Below are 20,863 nucleotides of genomic sequence, written 5' to 3' on the forward strand. Positions count from 1 at the left end.
TACCCATCAAAGAAAGATAAGAACGGGACGTTATTTTATGAACCAGACCCACCTGCGCCAGCTGGAAGCGGAAAGTATCCATATCATGCGCGAGGTCGCCGCGGTTTTCGAAAACCCGGTGATGCTCTACTCCATCGGCAAGGATTCCTCGGTGATGCTGCATCTGGCCCGCAAGGCCTTTCATCCCGGGAAGCTGCCCTTCCCGTTGATGCATGTCGACACCACCTGGAAGTTCCGCGAGATGATCGCGTTTCGCGAGCGGATGGCGGCCGAGCACGGTTTTGAACTGCTGGTTCATACCAACCGGGAGGGTGTTGAACAGGGGATTTCTCCCTTCACCCACGGCAGCGCCCTCTACACCGACGTGATGAAGACCGAGGGGCTGAAGCAGGCGCTTGACAAGTACGGTTTCGATGCCGCCTTCGGCGGCGCGCGGCGGGATGAGGAGAAGTCGCGCGCCAAGGAACGGATTTTCTCTTTCCGTAGTGCCAACCACCGCTGGGATCCGAAGAATCAGCGACCCGAATTGTGGAATCTCTACAACACCCGGGTCGCGCCGGGCGAGAGCATCCGCGTTTTTCCGCTCTCCAACTGGACCGAACTGGATATCTGGCAGTACATCTATCTTGAGCAGATCCCCATCGTGCCGCTCTACTACGCCAAGGTCAGGCCGGTGCTGGAACGTGACGGCATGCTGATTCTCGCCGATGATGACCGCCTCGAACTCCGGCCGGGTGAAAAGATCGTCGAAAAGTCGGTCCGTTTCCGTACTCTCGGCTGCTATCCGTTGACCGGCGCCGTCGAATCGACCGCCGCCACCCTGCCGGAAATCATCCAGGAAATGCTGCTGACCCGCACCTCGGAGCGCCAGGGGCGCGCCATCGATCACGACCAGGCCGGATCGATGGAGAAGAAGAAGCAGGAGGGGTATTTTTAAAATCAAACTGCGGCCAAAGGCTAAGGGCGAAGGGTCAAGGGGATCACGCCCTTTAGCCTTGTGCCTTTAGCCCTTAGCCGAATTCGAGGGTTTATGAACAACCAATCTGAACTGATCGCCGAAGATATTCACGCTTACCTGAAGGCCCAGGAAGAAAAATCGATGCTGCGTTTCATCACCTGCGGCAGCGTCGATGACGGCAAGTCGACCCTGATCGGGCGGCTGCTGTGGGATTCGAAGCTGGTCTTCGAGGATCACCTGGCGGCGCTGGAAGCCGACAGCAAACGGGTCGGCACCCAGGGGGACGAGATCGATTACGCGCTGCTGCTTGACGGCCTGCAGGCCGAGCGGGAGCAGGGGATCACCATCGATGTCGCCTACCGCTTCTTTTCCACCGACAAGCGCAAGTTCATCGTCGCCGATACCCCGGGGCACGAACAGTACACCCGCAACATGGTCACCGGCGCCTCGACCGCGCAGTTGGCGGTGATCCTGGTTGACGCCCGCAAGGGAGTGCTGACCCAGACCCGGCGCCACAGCTACCTGGTTTCGCTGGTGGGGATCCGCAAGGTCATCCTGGCGATCAACAAGATGGACCTGGTTGAATATCGTGAAGAGACGTACAAAACCATCTGCGCCGACTACCGGCAGTTCGCTGCTGAACTCGGTTTCGAGGAGATGACCTGCATCCCGATCTCGGCTCTGAAGGGGGACAACATCATCCACCCCGGGGAGAACATGCCCTGGTACGATGGTCCGACGCTGATGCACGCCCTGGAGACGGTCGCGGTCGGCGACCGGGCGGTGGAACTGCCGTTCCGCATGCCGGTGCAGTGGGTCAACCGGCCCAATCTTGATTTCCGGGGATTTTCCGGCACCATCGCCTCAGGTCGCATTTTGCCGGGAGATAGGATCGTGGTGCCCGGATCGGGACAGACCAGCCGCATCCGGCGCATCGTCACCATGGACGGAGACCTGGACCAGGCGGTTGCCGGACAGGCGGTCACCCTCTGCCTCGAAGACGAGATCGATATCAGTCGCGGCGACCTGCTGGCCGACGCCGAGGCGCGGCCTGTCCATGCCGACCAGTTCCAGGCGCACCTGGTCTGGATGCACGAGGACGCCCTGTTGCCGGGACGCAGCTACCTGCTCAAGACCGGTGCCAGCCTGGTGACCGCCCAGATCGGCGAGTTGAAATACCGCATCGACGTCAACAGTCTCGAACATCAGCCGTGCAAGACCCTGGCGCTCAACGAGATCGGCGTCTGCAACCTCGCCCTTGATCGCGCTATCTCCTTCGATCCCTACAAGGAGAACCGCGGCACCGGCAATTTTATTCTCATCGACCGCCTGACCAATGCCACCGTCGGTGCCGGAATGATCGATCATCCGCTGCGCCGCGCCAGCAATATTCACTGGCAGTCGATTGATGTCAACAAGGACTCCCGTGCCGCCATCAAGGGGCAGAAACCCTGTGTCCTCTGGTTCACCGGGCTTTCCGGCGCCGGCAAGTCGACCATTGCCAACCTGGTGGAAAAGAAACTGCATGCTCTCGGCCGTCATACCTACCTGCTCGACGGCGACAATGTCCGCCATGGTCTGAACAAGGATCTCGGCTTTACCGACGCTGACCGGGTGGAGAACATCCGCCGCATCGCCGAGGCGGCCAGGCTCTTCGTCGATGCCGGGATCATCGTCCTGACCGCCTTCATCTCCCCGTTTCGCAGCGAGCGAAAGATGGCCCGTGATCTGCTGGAGGAGGGCGAATTCATCGAGGTCTTTGTCGACACCCCGCTTGAAGTCTGTGAACAACGCGATCCCAAGGGACTCTACAAGAAAGCCCGTTCCGGCCAGTTACCGAATTTCACCGGCATCGACTCGGCCTACGAACCGCCGGAAAATGCCGAAATGGTGGTCGATACCCGGGAAAAACCGGCCGAGGAGATCGCCGAAGAGATCGTCAAGCGGCTGCTCGGCGATGAATTGCTCGGCGAGCAGCGCGACGGAACCCTGTGGCAGTCATGACCGAACAGGACAATGCAATCATGGATATCGACATCGCCAGGGTCTGCGCCATCGCCCGTGCCGCGGGAGAGGCGATCATGGAGATTTACGCCGGGGAGTTCAACGTCGAACTCAAGGGGGATCAGTCACCGCTGACCTGCGCCGACAAGGCCTCCCACCAGGTCATCAGCGCCGGGCTCGGGCGTAACTTTCCCGACATTCCGATTCTCTCCGAGGAGGGCGCGGAGATTGCCTTTGAAGAGCGCCGCGGCTGGGAGCGTTTCTGGCTGGTCGATCCCCTCGACGGCACCAAGGAGTTCATCAAGCGCAACGGCGAATTTACCGTCAACATCGCCCTGGTCGAGGCCGGACGGCCGGTTCTCGGGGTGGTCTATGTTCCGGTGCCGGAGAAACTCTACTGGGGAATCGAGGGCGAGGGAGCCTGGCTGCAGACGGGGCAGGACGAGCCGTGCCCGGTCCGCGTCCGCAACCCCGATCCCGCGGCGGGATTGAAGGTGGTGATGAGTCGCTCCCATCCGTCGCCGGAACTGGCGGCTTACCTGGAGCGGATCAAGGTTGCTGAGGCGGTTTCAGTCGGCAGTTCGCTGAAGCTCTGCGTGGTCGCCGAGGGGCTGGCCGATATCTATCCCCGTCTCGGTCCGACCATGGAATGGGATACCGCCGCCGGTCACGCCGTCGCCGTCGCCGCCGGGGCGAGGGTGACGACACCCGGGGGAGAGCCGCTGCGTTACAACAAGCAGAACCTGCTCAACCCCCACTTCATCGTCGCGCCGCCGGGGCTGGAGCTGCCGCGGGTCTGAATCTGGGAGGAGAAGATGTCGATACTCGTGACCGGCGGGGCCGGATATATCGGTTCCCACACCGTCCTTGAGCTGCTGCAGGCGGGGCAGGAGGTGGTCGTGGTCGACAACCTCAGCAACGCTTCCCCGGTTTCCCTGGAGCGGGTCGCCGAGTTGACCGGGCGCCAGGCACGGCTGGAAGTGGCCGATATCCGTGACCGGTCGGCACTGCGGCGAATTTTCGACGACTGTTGCCCCACCGCGGTGGTCCACTTCGCCGGACTCAAGGCGGTCGGCGAATCCTGTGAAATGCCGCTGGCCTATTATCAGAACAACGTTGCCGGCACCGCCACCCTCTGCGAGGTGATGGCCGAGGCCGGCTGCAAGCGGCTGGTCTTCAGTTCCTCGGCCACCGTCTACGGTGACCCGGCCTCCCTGCCGATCCGCGAGGATTTCCCCACCGGGGCGACCAATCCCTACGGTCGGACCAAGCTCTTCATCGAGGAGATGCTGCGCGACCTGCATACCTCCGACTCCGAGTGGCGGATCGCCCTGCTGCGTTACTTCAATCCGATCGGCGCCCATGAAAGTGGCTGCATCGGTGAGAATCCCAACGGCATTCCCAACAACCTCTTCCCCTTTATCACCCAGGTCGCTGTCGGCAAGCGTGAACGGCTGTCGATTTTCGGCGACGATTACCCGACCGTCGACGGTACCGGGGTGCGCGACTACATCCATGTCGTCGACCTCGCCCTCGGCCATCTCCGGGCGCTGGAGCGTCTCGAGCGCGAGCCGGGGCTGGTCTGCGTCAATCTCGGGACCGGGCAGGGCTACTCGGTGCTGCAGATGGTCGAAGCCTTTCAGCGGATCAACAACATCGCGGTGCCCTACCGGATCGTGGCCCGCCGCCCGGGAGATATCGCCGCCTGCTACGCCGACCCGTCCCTGGCCGTGAAAGAACTGGGCTGGACAGCCGAGCGCGGCCTCGAAGAGATGTGCCGCGACGGCTGGAGATGGCAACGGCAAAATCCGAACGGCTACGCCGGGGAGTGAAAGGGAGGGGCCGGGCTCCGCAGGTGCCTGTCCCCGGTGGATGCGAGAGGGCAGGATGCAGGGGGGGATAGTCCCCTTAAGGGAGGGGGACAGTCTCCGTTCTCTCTCATCTCACATCCCCGTCCGCAGTCTTCTCGCCGCCTCTTCCAGCACCGGCCAGGACTTGCAGAAGGCGAAGCGGACCAGGTCGCGGCCGTCGTCCGGGTGGCTGCAGAAGGGGCTGACCGGGATGGCGGCGACGCCGACCCGTTCGGTCAGGTCGCGGCAGAATTCGATATCATTCCCCCGTCCCAGATCGCCGATGTCGACGCAGACGAAATAGGTCCCCTGCGGGGTCAGTGGCGGCAGGCCGACGTCGGCCAGCAGTTCGCAGAGAAAATTGCGCCGCTGCCGGTAATCCTCCTTCAGCCGGTGATAAAAGTCCTCTCCGGCGGCCAGGGCCTCGGCCGCGGCGGTCTGCAGCGGGGCGGCGCCGCAGAAGGTGATGAACTGCTTGACGCGCAGCAGGGCCTCGACCAGATCCGCCGGTCCGGCGGCCCAGCCGACCTTCCAGCCGGTGACGCTGAAGGTCTTGGCGAGACTGGAAATGGTCAGGGTGCGTTCCGCCATGCCGGGCAGGGTCGCCAGGGGGATGTGCTCGCCCTCGAAGAGGATATGCTCGTAGACCTCGTCGGTGACGGCGATGACATCATGTCTGACGCAGAGTTCGGCAATCGCCCGCAGTTCCTCCCTGTTGAAAACCTTGCCGATCGGGTTTTGCGGCGAATTGAGCAGCAGCAGTCGGGTGCGGGGTGAGATCAGCCGCTCCAGTTCGTCGAGGTCGACGTGCCAGTCGGGCGGTCGCAGGGTGAGGGGGCGGGATACGCCGCCGGCCATGCCGATCGCCGGGCGGTAGGAATCGTAGCAGGGTTCGAACAGGATCACCTCGTCGCCCGGATCGAGCAGGCCGAAGAGAGCGGCGAACAGCGCCTCGGTGGCGCCGACCGTGACCGCGATCTGCCGCTTCGAATCGAACCGCAGCCGGTACTGGCGGTGCAGTTTGGCGGCGATCGCCTCGCGCAGCTTCGGCTGTCCGTTGCCGGGGGCGTACTGGTTGCAGTCCTTCTCGATGGCGCGGATGGCACTGCGCTTGATCGCTTCCCCGGCGGCGAAGTCGGGAAATCCCTGGCCGAGGTTGACCGCCCGGTGGCGGTTGGCGAGATCGGTCATCGCGGTAAAAATAGTCGGTTGCAGTGAGGCTGCGCGTCGGGCCATGCGGGTCATGGTATTTCCTCCGGAAAGCAGGAGAAAACTTTACCCGATCGCTGCTGATCGGTAAAGCTGTCGTTCGGAAATTGACTTTCGTACCGGCAGATAGTATCAAGCTGCAAGGGGGACAGTCCCCCTCCCTTAAGGGGACTGTCCCCGAGAACATCAAATGCCTGGGGAAAAAGCGCGGGGCGGAAGGACTTATTACGCAATGAGAATACTGGCCAACCTGTTCATGTGGATGTTCCTGGCTGACGGTTGCCTGTCGGTCATCGATGAACTTCTGGCCTACAACTCCGGCGTCCATGGTCTGCTCGGGGTCCGGACCCTGGTGGCGTTCAGCGTCGTCGTGCTGGCCATCATTGTCTACGGTGCCATGTTCTTTGACCGGCGCCTGCCGAAGCTGATCCTGCTGCCGCAGTCTCTGTTCGCCATCTGGGGCATGACCGGGCTCTGGCCGCTGTCCTTTTTCATCCTCTCGGACAACCTCGGCGTCATGATTGCCGGACTGCAGGTTTCCCTTGGGCTGCTGCCCTTTTTCGTGTTGCGGGGGGAAGGCCGGGGGCTGCTGCTGCGGCCGGAGCGTTTTTTCGGCAGGGGATTCAGTGTCGGCAACCTGCTGCTCGGCGTTGCCGGAACCCTGTTTGTCGTTCCCCTGCTGCTGGTCAGCTTTGCCGGTGCCGGGACGGTTGAAGCCATCAATAATGCCACCGCCGGGTTCATGCGTGTCGACGCCCGCGGCATCAGTATGCAGGAGCGTGTCTACCGTCGCGGTGACAAGACCGTGCGCCTGGTGGCCATGATTCACGTCGGCGACCAGAGCTACTATGACCAGCTTGCCGCATCGGTCGCCGCACCGCATACCCTGGTTCTCGCCGAAGGGGTCAGCGACCGCGGGGGACTGCTGACCGCCGCCTACAGTTATGACCGGGTCGCCTCGCTTCTCGGCCTCAGCACCCAGCGGCAGATGCCGATGAAGGGGCGGTTGATCGATCCGGATGAGCTGCGCGGAAAGGGCGAAAAGGGGAACTCCCAGGGGCCGGATATCCTGCGGGCCGATGTCGACCTGAGTGATTTCGATCCCCGGACGGTGGAATTTCTCAACATGCTCGGCAGGGATGTTTTTTCCAGCGACGACCTGGCTTCCGGCCTGCGGACCTATAACGCGTGGATCAACCGCAACATGGATCAGGAACGCTACGCCAGGCTGATGGATGATATCCTCACCCGCCGCAACCGGACCGTACTCGATTACCTGGGACAGGCACTCGACAAGTATGACGTGATCGTCATCCCCTGGGGCGCGCTGCACATGCGCGGCATTGAGGAAGGTGTCCTGGCGCGGGGTTTTCGGTTGCGGAAGACCGAACAGAGGATGAGTGTCGATTTCAGCGTTCTGCTGAAAAAAGCATCGGACTGAGACCCTCCGTCGTGGTAATTCCGCGGGGAATCTGCTAACCTGTCGATTCGGTTCCCCCCCCCCTTTTTTTTTCTTCGAGGCAGGACCATGAGCAGACCCAACACCATCCTGACCGCGGGGTTCGCCCTGTTCAGCGTCTTTACGTCTTTCCTGTTCGTCTCCTACGGCCTGGGGGGTGTTTCGAATGAACTCGCCTCTCAGCGGCTGCAGCTTTTTTCCTATGTGACCGCCGGTTACGGGCTGATGAACATCTATATTCTCAGCACCGCCTGGCGCAGTCGGGAAAAATGGACACTGATGGCGAGCAAGCTGATCTCCTTCTGTTTTTTCGGCGTGCTGATCATGGACCAGATCAAGTTCGGCGCGGAAAACGGTCGCAGCATGATGGTGCTGCCGATCGTCGCGGCGGTGCTGCTGGTCAATGGACTGGCGGTCAGGAATCTGGTTCGACGCGGGGACTGACAGGCTGATGAAAAACGCCCATCTGCGGCGTTGTCCTTCCCCCGCGTCAACGACGTACCTTCCGATGAACGAAAAGGGGACAGGCACCTGCGGAGCCTGTCCCCTTTTTACATCTCACATCCTGCGTAAAATCTCCACCGTCTCGTCCGGTTCGGGACGGAGGGTGTGATCGGGAAAGAAGTCGGCCCGGTGGATGGTCCCGGCAGGGTCGATGATGATGCGGGCCGGCATCGGCAGACGCCAGCTGTCGTCGCCGTTGAAGCGCGGGATGTCGAGGCCGAGGCTCCGGTAGACCTCGCGCATCGCTTCGGGCAGGGTATAGACCGCGCCGAACTTCGCGGCGACCTTGTTGCCGGGGTCACTCAGCACCGGGAAGGTCAGCCCCAGCTTCTGTACCAGCTGCGGGGTGTACTTCGCCAGCATCGGCGAGATGGCGACCAGGGTGGCGCCGCTCTTGTTGATTTCGGGCAGAACCGCCTGCAGAGCCTCCAGCTCCGCATTGCAGTACGGTCACCACACTCCCCGGTAGAGGGTGATGACCAGCGGTCCTTTCTCGCGCAGGGCGGCCGCACTGACCTGGTTGCCGTTTTCATCCTCGAGGGTGAAGTCGGGCGCCCTGTCTCCGACCCGGATCACCCCGGACATCATCGCCTCGACGTCGAACTGCTCCCTGGCCTTGCCCATGGCTTCGAGAATGGCCGGGTCGACCTTGTTGACGAACTCGGCCTTCATGGCATCGAGTCTGGCTTGCAGTTGCATGAGATCCTCCCCTGTTGATGGTATTCCTTCAGAGCCGGAGGTGGCTCCCAGGTTCAGATTATCATTAATGAGGGGAAGCGCAACGGCTACGGCAGCGTGAATCCTGCCCCGGCAAACTGGATGTTGGCGGCATCGTCGCAGCGCGGTGGTGAGACGGCGTGGATGCCGCCGCAGCCCGGGCAGGCGCCGACAAAGGTGGTCAGGGTGAAGGGGGCGCCGCAGCCCTGGCAGCTGGTCGACAGCCCGCCGCCGGGGATCGGTCGGCTGCGCAGCGCGCCGCCGTGGGCCTGGCTGACGAATTCGACCAGTTCCCGTCCTTCGGCGAAGGGGCCGCCGCTGCCCTGGGCGTGGCTTCCGCCGCATCCGCATTCGTGCATCGCATATACTCCTGGTGTGGGAGGAATTTTTGTCCCCGGCAACATGGCCGCGGGTTCCGTTACCGATTTTTTTTCCGTTTGCGCAGCATGGCGCGGATACTGAAGAAGCCGCCGCAGCCGGCCAGCATCCAGATCAGCAGGGTGACGATCAGTTCGGATGTTGTCATACGGTCTCCTTTGCCCTGGTCCGTTGAGCCGGGCCTTGGTTGATGGCCCAGAATAATCGTCGCCGCCCGGTCGCGCCTTGAGCTATGTCAAGTTTTCAATCGGGATTATGTTCTAAGATAGTCGCCATCATGACATCGATATTGCGGAAAACAACCGCCCTGCGCCTGCTGGTGCAGTGGGCCTTTCTCGGCTGGTGCCTGTTTCTCGGTATCCAGTTCAGCCTGTTTGTCGAACACTACCGGAGTTTCGGCCGGACGCCCGACTACCTCCGGCCGCCCGGAGTGGAGGGCTTTCTGCCCATCGGCGCCCTGGTCAGCCTGAAGAACTGGCTGGTCAACGGGCAGTTCGACACCATCCATCCGGCGGCATTGGTGCTGCTGCTGACCTTTTTCACCATGTCGCTGCTGGCGAAAAAATCATTCTGCTCCTGGCTCTGCCCGGTCGGGACCGTCGAAGAGGGATTGTGGCGGCTGGGTCGAAAACTCTGCGGCCGCAATTTCACCATCTGGCGCTGGCTCGATATTCCGTTGCGGGCGCTCAAGTACGCGCTGTTGTTGTTCTTTTTCAAGCTGATCATCATCGACATGCCGGCGGCGGTGCTGCAGGGTTTTCTCGCCTCCCCCTACTGGGCGGTGGCCGATGTGCGCATGCTGCATTTCTTCACCGGGTTCTCCCCCCTGAGCCTGGGAGTGATCCTGCTGCTGGCGGTGCTCTCGGTTTTTTACCAGAATTTCTGGTGCCGTTACCTCTGTCCCTATGGTGCCCTGGTCGGGCTGCTGAGCATGCTCAGCCCGTTGAAAATCCGCCGCAGCGACGAGCATTGCGTCCACTGCGGCGCCTGCACCCGCGCCTGCCCGGCGCAGCTTCCGGTGGCGGAGAAGACAGCAATCCGTTCGCCGGAATGCACCGCCTGCCTCGGTTGTGTCTCCAGCTGTCCCGAAGCCGTCGCCCTTGGTATCCGCCTGCCTTTCCTGCAGCGAGCCATCCCCGGCTGGGGCTTCGGCCTGCTGGTGCTGGTCCTTTTCTTCACCGGCGTCGCCGCCGGCATGCTCAGCGGTCACTGGCACACCAGCCTCACCCCGGAGGACTTTCAGCGTCTGATCCCCATGGCCGAAAGGTTCGGCCATTAGTCGGCTGAGCAAAAACGCCCATCTGCGGCGTTGTCCGCCCCCCTGCGTCAACGACGTACCTTCCGGTACGCCTTATTCCGCAGGGTTGCGGACGCCTTGCATCTGGGCATTTTTGCCCAGCCTCGAACCTCGAACCTCGAACCTCGAACCTTTGCCCCCGCCTTTCCTGGTTGACCCCCGCTCCCCGGTTTGACACAATTAATCCGATTGATTCCCCGGCTGTCATCGACAAGGAGTTGCTGTGCCTTCTTTGGATTTTGAACGTGAAAAACGCGTCTTCCGCGACTTCTACGACCGCAATCGCAAGCGGCTCGAAGAGGCCAAGAATGCCTATGTCCAGCTGATCGGCGACCAGATTCGCCAGTCCGACATCGGCGAGGTGACCAAGATCGAGGGGCGGGTCAAGGAGCGCGAGGAATGCATCAAGAAATTTCACCGCAAGTACCAGGAAAAGCTTGAGGCGGATGAACAACCCTACGAGATCAGGGATTTTATTTCCGACCTGATCGGTATCCGCATCGTCTGTCTCTACGAGGACCAGATCGCCCTGGTCTCCGAGGTGCTGCAGCAGCACTACCGGCTGATCGAAGTGACCGACAAGATCTCGGCGGTTGAGAGTACCGAGGATTCCTTCGGTTACAAGGGGCTGCACATGGACCTTGCTCCGGACGGCGAACTGCTCGTCCTCGACCACTGCCAACCGTTCGAGGACTTTCGTTTCGAGGTACAGATCCGTTCCCTGATCCAGGATGCCTGGAGCGTGCTGGACCACAAGATCAAGTACAAGAAATCGATTCCCAACGACCTGAAACGGCGGATCAATGTCCTCTCGGCGCTGTTCGAACTGGCCGACCGCGAATTCAAGGAGATCCGCAACGCCACCGCCGCCCTGATCCGGGAGGCGACGGATGATCCGCTTGGAGAATCCCCGATCGCGGAAACCACCCCCAGACGGGGGACCGGGGAGGCGAGTGCAAAGATCATCAACGCCTTCAACTTCCTGCGCGTCGCCGGGCATTTCTTTCGCGATTTCGACTTCGAGGACTACAAGGTCGACGGTTTCGTGCAGGACATCCTGCGCCTGCACCCGGAGTTCACCAAGGGGGAACTGCACCAGTGCCTGGTCGATCACCTGAAGCTGGTTCGGGAGTACCGCGACCTCTATCTCGCCGAAAACGCCGACCACAGTTTCAGCCCCTACACGGTGATTCGTCACTGCCTCTATCTCTCCGACCCGCAGACCTTCCAGCGGATTCTCTCGCGGGTCGCCCGCGAACGGTTCACCGCCTTTCTCGACAGCGGGCGGGATTAGCCGCCATGGCCCGGCCATGGATCATCCTCGATCGCTGCGAGGTCGACGGCGAGGGGACGCTCGAACTGCGCCGCCGGGGAGAGCGGGACTTTCTCATCTCCATCGGCGCGCAGATCCTGATGAACAGCTGCCAGCAGCTCTCGGAGGTCGCGCTCGGCCGCCTCGGCTGCGCCGGTCTGGAGTCGCTGGCGGCGCCGCGGGTGCTGGTCGGCGGGCTGGGGATGGGGATCACCCTGCGGGCGGCGCTCGATGAACTGCCGGCGGATGCCGAGGTGGTGGTGGCCGAGCTGAACCCGCGCATCATCGACTGGTGCCGTGGCCCGCTCGCCGATCTGACGGCGGGGGCGGTGCTGGACAAGCGGGTGAAGGTTCATCTCGGGGATGTGACGAAACTGATCGCCGCGACCGCCGCCGGAGATCCCGGCGGGCGTTTCGATGCCGTCATCCTTGATCTCTACCGCGGTCCTCACGCCGGGACCGACCGGCTCAATGACCCGATCTACGGCAGCCGGGCGATCGAACGTTCCCGTGATGCCCTGCGGTCCGGAGGAATCTTCGCCGTCTGGGGGGAGAATTACGATGCCGGGTTCAGCCGGCGGTTGACCGCTGCCGGGTTCGCGGTGCGCTGCGAACGCCCGGGGCGCGGCGGCTACCGGCACGCGGTGTTCCTGGCGCAAAAAGCATGAACCGGGACAGGAAAGGGGACAGTCCCCTTAAAGGAGGGGGCCTGTCCCCGGGTCTTCTTGCTCGCTGCGTTCGAAAGGAAAGGGGACAGGCACCTGCGGAGCCAGTCCCCTTATTTCTTTTTACCAGCCATTCACCGCTTCATCGCCGAGTACTGTCGCCAGTTTCTCCTGCACCCGCAGCAGCCGGTCGCCGGAGAGCACGGCGATGTTGCGCATGAAGATGTAGGCGAGATGGTAGTTGGTGTAGAACAGGGACTGCAGGGTGGGTCGGTCGATTTCCAGCACCGTGGTTGGACCGACGCAGACCGCCGCGAAGCGGTAGCGGTGGGGGGGGACCATGGTTGACCAGCCGACCGCGTCGCCGGGGCTGCGCGTCACCAGGGTGGCGGTCCCTTTCTGCGCCGGCAGTTCGAACTGCAGATCGATCCTTCCGGATATCAGCAGGTAGAGGTGGTCCGCCTCGGTCTGCTCGGCGAACAGCATCCTGCCGTCCGGGTAGTTTTTCCTCCGGCAGCGGCCCAGGAAGGCCTCAGCCTCGTCCGTCGCCAGGTCCTTGAGCAATCCATCCCGGAAGAGTTCGATGTCGGTGGTCATGGGGGATTCTCTCCTTCCGTTTTCCTGAATCAGTGGGTTTATGCCGGATAAAGAGTACGAGTGCTTGGCCTGAACGCGATTTTTAAAAATCTGAGGCGCACCCATAGGTTCGTCGGTGATTTTTGGAAAGCGCAGGCGGGTCAATGGCTTGTGCTATTTGCCGGTGATAAGTTCACTGATTCAGGATTTTGCCTGTTCACTTCAATCCTAGAACAGAGCCACCCAAAGTCAATCGCCCGGGGCCGGGCACGAAAACTGTTTTGGGAGTAGAATGACAGGTGCGGGCGGGGCGCTTGCCCCGTCCGGCTGCTCAAACGTCCGGAGTTTTCAGTACCGTGGCGGGAGTCCCTTTCTCGTCGCGGTGGAGGATTGAATATGCGGATAAGGATTTTCGGTTTACTGGCAGGAATGATGCTGTTTTTTCCCGGCGCCGTGCTGGCCGGGATCGTTATTCCGATGGACCTGCTCGCCGTCGATGGCGCAACCCGCCCGGCCGGCACCATCACCGCAGAGCAGAGCCCCTACGGGGTGGTCTTCAGCCCGCAGCTGACGGGTCTGACGCCCGGGGCGCACGGTTTTCACGTCCACCGGAACCCGAGCTGCGCACCGGCGGAGAAGAACGGCAGGGTGGTCGCCGCACTGGGAGCCGAGGGACACTATGACCCGGTCGGAGTCGGCCATCACGGCCCTCCCTGGGGGGATGGCCACCTCGGCGACCTGCCGGTGCTGACGGTCGACGGTAACGGCCGCGCCGACATCCCGGTGCTCGCCCCGCGCCTGCGGCTGTCCGACCTGCAGGGCCGCTCGCTGATGATTCACGCCGGTGGTGACAACTACGCCGATACGCCGAAGAAACTAGGTGGCGGCGGTGCCCGGATGGCCTGCGGGGTGGTGCCGTAGGGGTATGAGGGGACTGGCTCCGAAGGTGCCTGTCCCCCTCTCACTTCTCCCCGTTGAGCGCGCATGCCACGCAGACCGGCTGCAACTCGAACAGTCCGCTCTGCGGGTTGTAGACGCTGCGGTGGGCCAGGTGGGCGGCGCAGGTGACCTGGTAACAGCGGCTGCAGGCGGTGCTTTCACCGCTGCCCTTGGCGTCGCAGATGTGGCAGATCCAGGGAGAGGCTTCCATGGCGTGTCAGGCGGCGGCCAGCAGGGTTCGCCGCTCATTTTCACTGAGCCCGGCGACGTAGCCGTTCATGCCGCGCAGGGTGTTGCCGATGAACTCCCGTTCACGCGGCTGTACCTCGGCGGGCAGCTGCCCGATATTGCGGAAGATGTCGTCGTGATCAAGCAGCCAGGCGATGAACGCCTCGACATCAACGGTTCCTTCCGCGGCCGTCACGGCCGCGCCCCGCACCCAGAGCCGCAGTTGGCGGCGGGCGATGCGCAGGTGGTCGAGGGCGTTGTCGACCAGGCCGTAGTGGGCGAAGATCATCCGCTGCGGGGCGAGATCGATCATCCGCTGCAGCGAGTCGAGAGCCACCGGCAGTATGAAACGCGGCGGCGTTGCCGGGCGCATGTAAATGCCGTCGGCGACCTCGCCGCGAACCCCGGCGACCTCGCCGGCAAACAACAGCTCCCCGACCTGGTAGCAGCAGTGATGGGGAGCGTGGCCGGGGGTCAGGTGCGCCCGGATGCCGGTCGTGCCGACCTGCTCGGAAAAGTCGATCCGTTCCGCTGGGACCGGAACGATCTCCCCATAGATCTCGGCGGTTCTGCCGAGTACCTTCAGCGACCCCTGCCAGAGCTGTCGGGGGTCCACCAGGTGCCGGATTCCGTCCGGGTGGCAGCTGACCCGCGCCGCGGGATATTCCCGCAGCAGGGCGCCGGTGCCGCCGGCATGGTCGATGTGGATGTGAGTCAGCAGGATATGGTCGATCCGGTCGATGCTCCGACGCCGCAGTTCGGCGACCAGGTGCGGGATGGTCGACAGCGGACCGGGGTCGACGACGATGGTCCGCCCGGCGACGCATCCGCACCAGGAGCTGATGAAACGGTGAAAGCCGGGCAGCGCCGGCTGGTCGAGATCGATGCAGAAAAGATTTTCAACAGTCATGAAACCCGCTCCGGTTGATCGTGGTTGCCTGATTGTCGGCGATGCCGGGTTCCAGGTCAAGGGGACAGGTCAGGTCAGGGGGACAGTCCCCTTGAGGGAGGGGGACTGTCCCCGGCCGGCCCTCGGGGGCATGGGGACCGGCACCTGCGGAACCCGTCCCCTCAGGACGCATGTTTTTTCAATAGTCGACAAAAAAACTCATCTATTTGATCCAGGTCATATTTTTCTGCTGTCCGCAGAGGTAAATTGAGGACACTTCAGGCAAAGGAGAACGGTATGAACCTGAACAATAATCTCGGTGAAGAACAGATCCAGAACGTGGTCAGGGAGCACCCGCGGATCGGCGAGATCCTCAATCGCTACGAAATCGGCTGCGTCGGCTGCGGGGTCGGCATCTGCCTGCTCAAGGATGTCGTTTCGATTCACGCTCTAGGCGATGAAGCCGAAGCGCAGATCGAGAAGGAAATCAACAGTTACCTGGATTCACTGGGCTGAATCCGTCACGAAACAAAGGAGAAATCGTTATGAGTAAACTCGCCTGTGGCTGTCCCGGATCGCAGGTCCGGACCGTGGAAGCGAAAGAAACCGCCAACGCCGAACAGACCGGCCGCCTGCAGTCCGAACTGCGTCAGTGGCCGACCCAACTGCACCTGGTGCCGCCGAGCGCGCCCTGGCTGCAGAATGCCGACCTGCTGATCGCCGCCGACTGCGTGCCTTTCGCCTATGCCGAATTCCATCGTGATTTCATCAAGGGCAAGGTGCTGGTCAACGCCTGTCCCAAGCTGGATGACACCAGCCCCTATGTCGAGAAGCTGACCGAGATGCTCAGGCAGAACGACATCCGTTCCCTGACCGTGACCATCATGGAAGTTCCCTGCTGCCGGGGACTGGCGATGATGGCCCAGCAGGCGCTGCAGGCTTCGGGCAAGGATATCCCGCTGGAGGTGGTGGTGATCGGGGTTGACGGCGAGAGGAGAAACTGAGCATGAAAACCGATGTCACGCAGGTGATGGTCGCGGAGCATGAGCTGATTCTGCGCATGATCGCCCTGGTCGAGACCAACACCCGGCGGCTTGAAGAGGACCGTTTCTCCAACTGGCAATTCTACCTCGACGCGGTCGACTTCATCCGCAACTATGCCGACCGGTTCCACCACGCCAAGGAAGAGGCCACCCTTTTCACCGCCCTGGTTGCCAACGGCATGCCGGAACAGAATTCGCCGGTGGCGGCGATGCTGATGGAGCACGAGCAGGGTCGGGCATTCGTCCGCGGCATGGAGGCGGCGGCCCAAAAGGCGCTGGACGGGGCGAGTGACCAGGTCGCGGTGCTGGCGGAGAACGCCTACGGCTACGCCGAGCTGCTGCGCAACCATATCGAGAAGGAAAACAGCATCCTCTACCCGCTCTCCGAACGGGTGCTGCCGGAAGAGGTCCGCCCGGCGATGCTCGAAGCCTATCGACAGGCCGAGGCCGCGGTCGCGGAGGATTTCAGCGACCATTATCGCCGCATGGTGGAAGGGTACGAAGCCGAAGCGGCGGCCTGAGGCCGCGACGTCGAAGCATAGCCAGCCCATCTACGGGGGCGGTTTCCTTGAACGGGGCCGTCCCCGTTCGCACCCCGCACCCCGCACCCCGCACCCTGCACCTCGCACCTCGCACCTCGCACTTCGCACTTCGCACTTCCAGCCTCCAGCTTTCAGCTTTCCCCTCATGATCTGCTAAAATTGAAATCATTGACCGAAGGGACCGGAATGCGCCTCACACTCCTGCGCCTCTACAACCGCCTGATCCTGCGCCGCCCCTGGATCGCCCTGGGGATCGTGCTGCTGCTGGTGGTTCTGCTCGGCCGTCACGCGCGCGATTTCCGCCTCGATGCCTCGGCCGACTCGCTGGTGCTGGAGAATGATGTCGCGCTGCAGACCTACCGCGAAATCCGCGAACGTTACGGCTCGGACAATTTTCTGATTCTCAGCTACACGCCGACCGGCGAGCTGTTCACTCCGTCCGTCCTGGCCGGATTGCGCGACCTGCGCGACGATCTGCGAAAGCTTCAGGGCATCGCTTCGGTGACCAGCATCCTCGATGTTCCGCTGCTCGCCAGCCCGCCCATCGGTTTCAGTGACCTCGGCCGGGGAGTGCGCACCCTCGAAACGCCGGGTGTTGACCTGCAGTTGGCGCGTCGTGAATTTCTCACCAGTCCCCTTTACCGGCAATTGCTGCTCAGTCCGGACGGCCGTACCACCGCCCTGCAGCTCACCCTGGCGCCCGATCCGACCTACAAAAAGCTGCGCAAGCACCGCGACGCGTTGCGCCGGTTGCTTCGGGACGGGACGCTGCCGGACTCGCGGCAGGTCGACTTGAAGCGGGCGGAGCGCGACTTCAAGGCCGCCAGCGCCCGGACCCTTGACCGGGAGGCGCGGCTGATCGACACCATCCGTGCCGTCCTCGAACCCTACCGCCGGACCGCCGACCTGCACCTCGGCGGGGTGACGATGATCGTCACCGACATGATCGACTTCATCCGCCGCGACCTGCTGACCTTCGGCCTCGGGGTGCTGGTTTTCCTGGTGGCGATGCTGGCCACTATTTTCCGCCAGCCGCGTTGGGTGGTCCTGCCGCTGCTCTGCTGCGGTGCCGGCGTGCTGGTGATGTTCGGCATCCTCGGCCTGGCCGACTGGCGGGTGACGGTGGTCTCTTCCAACTTCACCTCGCTGATGCTGATCATCACCCTCTCGCTGACCATTCACCTGGTGGTCCGCTACCATGAACTGCACACCCTCAACCCCGGCATCTCCCAGCGCAGCCTGGTGCTGAGCACGGTGCGCAGCAAGTTCATGCCGAGCCTCTACACTGCCCTGACGACGATTGTCGCCTTTGCCTCGCTGTTGGTCAGCGACATCCGTCCGGTGATCGATTTCGGCTGGATGATGGCGCTTGGCATCAGCGTCTCCTTCATCCTCTCTTTCATCCTCTTTCCGGCCGGTCTGGCCCTGCTGCGGCCCAGGCACTTCACCCCACGCTTCGACCTCACCGGCCACCTGACCACCTGGTGCGCCCGCTGGGTGATCGGGCACGGCCGCGCGACCCTGGCGGTGTTCGTCGTCCTGGCACTGGTCAGCCTGTTCGGCATCCAGCGCCTGACGGTTGAAAACCGCTTTATCGACAATTTCAGGAAAGACACGGAAATCTACCAGGGGATGGCGCTGATCGACCGCCAGCTCGGCGGCACCACCCCACTCGATGTGCTGATCGACGCCGACCCGGATTTCAGGGTGGACAGCGGCGAGCCGGAAGACTGGGAGGACGACCCTTTTGCCGAGGTGGGTAAAGACGCCGGGTTGACGGCCACCAGCTACTGGTACAACGAACAGCGGATCGGAGAGATCAGGGCGATCCACAATTACCTCGATCAGCTGCCGGCGAGCGGCAAGGTGCTTTCACTGGCGACCGCCATGGACCTGTTGCGTCAGCTGGGCGGCGGCAAGCCCCTCGACAACCTGATGCTGGCGGTGATCCACAAGAAGTTGCCGGCGGACATCGACCGGGCGCTGTTCGCTCCCTACCTGTCCCCGGACGGCAACCAGTTGCGCTTCGCGCTGCGGATCATCGACTCGGACCCGCAACTGCGGCGCAACGCGTTGCTGCAGCAGATCCGACGGGACCTGCAGGACAAATTCGGTATTCAGCAGGGGCGGATTCACTTGAGCGGGATGTTCGTACTCTACAACAACGTGCTGCAGAGCCTTTTCCGCTCGCAGATCCTCACCCTGGGCGTGGTCTTCCTGGCGATCATGGTGATGTTCCTGCTGCTGTTCCGTTCCCTGCGGCTGGCGCTGATCGCCATCGTTCCCAACCTGCTGTCCGCCGCGGTGGTGCTCGGCCTGATGGGATGGCTGGGTATTCCCCTCGACATCATGACCATCACCATCGCCGCCATCACCATCGGCATCGCCGTCGACGACACCATCCACTACGTGCATCGCTTCAGCGAGGAGATCAGCCGCGACCTCGACTACCGGGCCGCGGTGCGCCGTTGCCACGCCAGCGTCGGCCGGGCGATGTACTATACCTCGATCACCATCATCATCGGTTTCGGCATCCTCACCCTCTCCAACTTCATGCCGACCATCTATTTCGGTCTCTTCACCGGCCTGGCGATGGCGGTGGCGATGTTCTCCAACCTCACCCTGCTGGCGTTGCTGCTGATGCGTATTCAGCCGCGGCATGTCTGCTGGTTGAAAGGATGAAGGATCGAGGATCGAGGATCGAGGTGCCAACTGCCGTCATTTGACTTTTGCCGGGGATGGGACGACAATCGGCGCTATGAGTGATCTTGAACTGAATCTGCCGCTTGGCAAGGTTTCGTGCTACGCCGATGTCTATGATCCGGGGCTGCTCTGCCCGGTGCCGCGCCGTCTCAAGCGTGACGAGCTGGGGCTGGCGGAGCCGCTGCCCTTTGCCGGTGAGGACCTCTGGAACGCCTACGAACTCTCCTGGCTCAATGCCAGGGGCAAGCCGGTGGTGGCGCTGGGCGAGTTTCGTTTTCCCTGCGACTCGGCAAACCTGGTGGAATCGAAGTCTCTCAAGCTCTATCTCAACTCCTTCAACCAGACCCGGTTTGATGACTTCGGGCAGGTGCGCAAGACCATCGCCGCCGATCTCTCGGCCGCCGCCGGGGGGACGGTTCAGGTGAGCCTGGCGCCGGTTACCGGGCCCGGTCTGCTGCCGGTGAGCGCGTTGCCGGGCCGCTGCATCGACGATCTCGATATCGCCATTGATGACTATGGCCTGGCTCCCGAGCTGTTGCGGGGGGCGGCTGATGACGGGCGGATGGTCACGGAGACCCTGCACAGCCATCTGCTGAAAAGCAACTGCCTGGTGACCGGTCAGCCCGACTGGGGCAGTCTGCTGATCCGCTACCGGGGTCCGTGCATCGATCCCGCGGCACTGCTGCGCTACCTGGTCTCCTTCCGCCAGCACAACGAATTCCACGAGCAGTGCGTCGAACGGATTTTCGCCGACCTGCAGCGCTTCTGCCGGCCGCAGCAGCTGACGGTCTACGCCCGCTACACCCGCCGCGGCGGCCTCGACATCAACCCGTTCCGCAGCAATTTTGAAGACTCCGCCGAGAACCTGAGGCTGGTGAGGCAGTAGGGACGCAAGGGGACGGGCTCCGCAGGTGCCTGTCCCCGTCGAAGGTGCTATTCAACCGAAAAGGGCAGGCCCCATCAGGAGCCTGCCCTTGTTTTCTCATCTCACGTCTATCGTCTCACATCTCACATCTCACATCAATACGCGTCCTGCCGTTCGCGGCTGATGGCGTCGTCGAGGTTGGCCGGGGGAAAGTGGTGGGTGTGCGGTTGGGGTTTACGGGCCGTGTGGACCGGTCGCCGCTCGACGTCGATCCAGGGGCGGAACTTGTCGACGATCAACCCCGCCAGGATAATGCCGACGGCAAAAACTCCCAGTCCGAGAAGACCGTTCAAAACGACGAAAAAAGCCATTTCGCCAAAGTTGAATGCTGCCGGTTCGGCCGCCATGGCGGCGGCGGGAAGTGCTGCTGTTATCAGGGTTGCAATGGCAATCGTTTTCATGCTGTCCTCCTTCGACGGGCGGCTGTTCAGGGGCTGCCGCTCGACCGGCTTCAGCCGGTAGGGTTTCGAATACGGACGCAAGGCTAATTGTTTTCGAGCCCGGTGCGAAGGGGTGTTCCGGCAGGAAATGGTAGCAAAGTCGCCGGCGGTTCCCTGTGGCGATGCACAGCGGGGGAGGGCAGGTTTAGGACCCCAGAGGGGGTCAAGTCGAAAGCGCCGGTAAAAGCCGGCATGGATCGGGAGGCGAAAGTCCTCTACATGGTA

The 20,863-nt window shown here is 62.6% G+C and carries 22 protein-coding genes and 1 pseudogene; 15 read left to right on the forward strand and 8 right to left on the reverse strand.

The window, feature by feature from the left end:
* Positions 1-37 precede the first annotated feature (37 nt).
* The 4 genes from cysD to galE all read left to right on the forward strand — a co-directional run bounded on the left by cysD (position 38) and on the right by galE (position 4,794).
* Complete coding sequence (cysD, locus tag C2E25_RS09250; protein WP_103115467.1) at positions 38-937, forward strand: sulfate adenylyltransferase subunit CysD; 900 nt, start codon at positions 38-40, stop codon at positions 935-937.
* 93 nt (positions 938-1,030) lie between these two features.
* A complete protein-coding gene (gene cysN, locus C2E25_RS09255; RefSeq protein WP_103115468.1) occupies positions 1,031-2,962 on the forward strand; it encodes a sulfate adenylyltransferase subunit CysN in 1,932 nt (643 codons plus the stop codon).
* Entirely contained in the window at positions 2,959-3,762 is an 804-nt protein-coding gene (gene cysQ, locus C2E25_RS09260) for a 3'(2'),5'-bisphosphate nucleotidase CysQ (protein WP_103115469.1), read from the forward strand. Before cysN ends, cysQ begins: the two co-directional genes overlap by 4 nt.
* Positions 3,763-3,777: 15 nt before the next feature.
* Positions 3,778-4,794: a UDP-glucose 4-epimerase GalE gene (gene galE / locus C2E25_RS09265; protein ID WP_103115470.1), complete on the forward strand. Its 1,017-nt coding sequence runs from the start codon at positions 3,778-3,780 to the stop codon at positions 4,792-4,794.
* A gap of 111 nt (positions 4,795-4,905) precedes the next feature.
* Here the strand turns inward: galE and C2E25_RS09270 are convergent, their stop codons facing one another.
* Positions 4,906-6,057, reverse strand: a complete 1,152-nt coding sequence (locus tag C2E25_RS09270; protein ID WP_199177397.1) for an aminotransferase class I/II-fold pyridoxal phosphate-dependent enzyme — start codon at positions 6,055-6,057, stop codon at positions 4,906-4,908.
* A gap of 196 nt (positions 6,058-6,253) precedes the next feature.
* On the opposite strand from C2E25_RS09270, the gene C2E25_RS09275 reads away from it, so the two are divergent.
* Complete coding sequence (locus C2E25_RS09275) at positions 6,254-7,462, forward strand: hypothetical protein (RefSeq protein WP_103115471.1); 1,209 nt, start codon at positions 6,254-6,256, stop codon at positions 7,460-7,462.
* A gap of 87 nt (positions 7,463-7,549) precedes the next feature.
* Positions 7,550-7,924: a hypothetical protein gene (locus tag C2E25_RS09280; RefSeq protein WP_103115472.1), complete on the forward strand. Its 375-nt coding sequence runs from the start codon at positions 7,550-7,552 to the stop codon at positions 7,922-7,924.
* Positions 7,925-8,038: 114 nt separating this feature from the next.
* On the opposite strand, the pseudogene C2E25_RS09285 reads toward C2E25_RS09280, so the two are convergent.
* From C2E25_RS09285 to C2E25_RS09295, 3 genes and pseudogenes are all read right to left on the reverse strand, one after another.
* A pseudogene (locus tag C2E25_RS09285) lies at positions 8,039-8,422 on the reverse strand (peroxiredoxin-like family protein); the annotation flags it as partial.
* 12 nt (positions 8,423-8,434) lie between these two features.
* A complete protein-coding gene (locus C2E25_RS18045) occupies positions 8,435-8,683 on the reverse strand; it encodes a redoxin domain-containing protein (protein ID WP_103115474.1) in 249 nt (82 codons plus the stop codon).
* Between the two features lie 86 nt (positions 8,684-8,769).
* Positions 8,770-9,060, reverse strand: coding sequence for a hypothetical protein (locus tag C2E25_RS09295; RefSeq protein ID WP_103115475.1), 291 nt, complete (start codon positions 9,058-9,060; stop codon positions 8,770-8,772).
* 296 nt (positions 9,061-9,356) lie between these two features.
* Here C2E25_RS09295 and C2E25_RS09300 point away from each other — a divergent pair, with 296 nt between their 5' ends.
* From C2E25_RS09300 to C2E25_RS09310, 3 genes are all read left to right on the forward strand, one after another.
* Complete coding sequence (locus tag C2E25_RS09300; protein WP_103115476.1) at positions 9,357-10,358, forward strand: 4Fe-4S binding protein; 1,002 nt, start codon at positions 9,357-9,359, stop codon at positions 10,356-10,358.
* A gap of 241 nt (positions 10,359-10,599) precedes the next feature.
* Positions 10,600-11,670 (forward strand): GTP pyrophosphokinase, encoded by a 1,071-nt coding sequence (locus C2E25_RS09305; protein WP_103115477.1) that lies wholly within the window; start codon positions 10,600-10,602, stop codon positions 11,668-11,670.
* Positions 11,671-11,675: 5 nt separating this feature from the next.
* Entirely contained in the window at positions 11,676-12,356 is a 681-nt protein-coding gene (locus C2E25_RS09310; protein ID WP_103115478.1) for a spermidine synthase, read from the forward strand.
* Positions 12,357-12,476: 120 nt separating this feature from the next.
* On the opposite strand, the gene C2E25_RS09315 is transcribed toward C2E25_RS09310, so the two are convergent.
* Positions 12,477-12,950 (reverse strand): Crp/Fnr family transcriptional regulator, encoded by a 474-nt coding sequence (locus C2E25_RS09315; protein ID WP_158247204.1) that lies wholly within the window; start codon positions 12,948-12,950, stop codon positions 12,477-12,479.
* A 375-nt stretch (positions 12,951-13,325) separates the two neighbouring features.
* On the opposite strand from C2E25_RS09315, the gene sodC reads away from it, so the two are divergent.
* Positions 13,326-13,850, forward strand: coding sequence for a superoxide dismutase family protein (sodC, locus tag C2E25_RS09320; RefSeq protein WP_199177398.1), 525 nt, complete (start codon positions 13,326-13,328; stop codon positions 13,848-13,850).
* A gap of 40 nt (positions 13,851-13,890) precedes the next feature.
* Here the strand turns inward: sodC and C2E25_RS09325 are convergent, their stop codons facing one another.
* Both C2E25_RS09325 and C2E25_RS09330 read right to left on the reverse strand, forming a co-directional pair.
* Complete coding sequence (locus C2E25_RS09325) at positions 13,891-14,079, reverse strand: hypothetical protein (protein ID WP_103115481.1); 189 nt, start codon at positions 14,077-14,079, stop codon at positions 13,891-13,893.
* Between the two features lie 6 nt (positions 14,080-14,085).
* Entirely contained in the window at positions 14,086-15,006 is a 921-nt protein-coding gene (locus tag C2E25_RS09330; protein WP_103115482.1) for an MBL fold metallo-hydrolase, read from the reverse strand.
* A gap of 276 nt (positions 15,007-15,282) precedes the next feature.
* On the opposite strand from C2E25_RS09330, the gene C2E25_RS09335 reads away from it, so the two are divergent.
* The 5 genes from C2E25_RS09335 (at position 15,283) to queF (ending at position 20,159) form a co-directional block, all read left to right on the forward strand.
* Positions 15,283-15,501: a hypothetical protein gene (locus C2E25_RS09335; protein WP_085009521.1), complete on the forward strand. Its 219-nt coding sequence runs from the start codon at positions 15,283-15,285 to the stop codon at positions 15,499-15,501.
* A 29-nt stretch (positions 15,502-15,530) separates the two neighbouring features.
* Complete coding sequence (locus tag C2E25_RS09340) at positions 15,531-15,989, forward strand: iron-sulfur cluster-binding oxidoreductase (RefSeq protein ID WP_103115483.1); 459 nt, start codon at positions 15,531-15,533, stop codon at positions 15,987-15,989.
* A 2-nt stretch (positions 15,990-15,991) separates the two neighbouring features.
* Entirely contained in the window at positions 15,992-16,549 is a 558-nt protein-coding gene (locus C2E25_RS09345) for a hemerythrin domain-containing protein (RefSeq protein ID WP_103115484.1), read from the forward strand.
* Positions 16,550-16,756: 207 nt separating this feature from the next.
* On the forward strand, positions 16,757-19,252 hold the full coding sequence (locus C2E25_RS09350; protein WP_103115485.1) for an efflux RND transporter permease subunit: 2,496 nt from the start codon (positions 16,757-16,759) through the stop codon (positions 19,250-19,252).
* Between the two features lie 76 nt (positions 19,253-19,328).
* Complete coding sequence (gene queF / locus C2E25_RS09355) at positions 19,329-20,159, forward strand: NADPH-dependent 7-cyano-7-deazaguanine reductase QueF (protein WP_103115486.1); 831 nt, start codon at positions 19,329-19,331, stop codon at positions 20,157-20,159.
* A 134-nt stretch (positions 20,160-20,293) separates the two neighbouring features.
* Here queF and C2E25_RS09360 read toward each other — a convergent pair whose 3' ends face one another.
* Positions 20,294-20,599, reverse strand: coding sequence for a hypothetical protein (locus tag C2E25_RS09360; RefSeq protein WP_103115487.1), 306 nt, complete (start codon positions 20,597-20,599; stop codon positions 20,294-20,296).
* Positions 20,600-20,863 lie beyond the last annotated feature (264 nt).

Origin of the sequence: Geothermobacter hydrogeniphilus, assembly GCF_002898515.1 — a bacterium.
In the GTDB taxonomy this organism is placed as follows: Bacteria; Desulfobacterota; Desulfuromonadia; order Desulfuromonadales; family Geothermobacteraceae; genus Geothermobacter_A.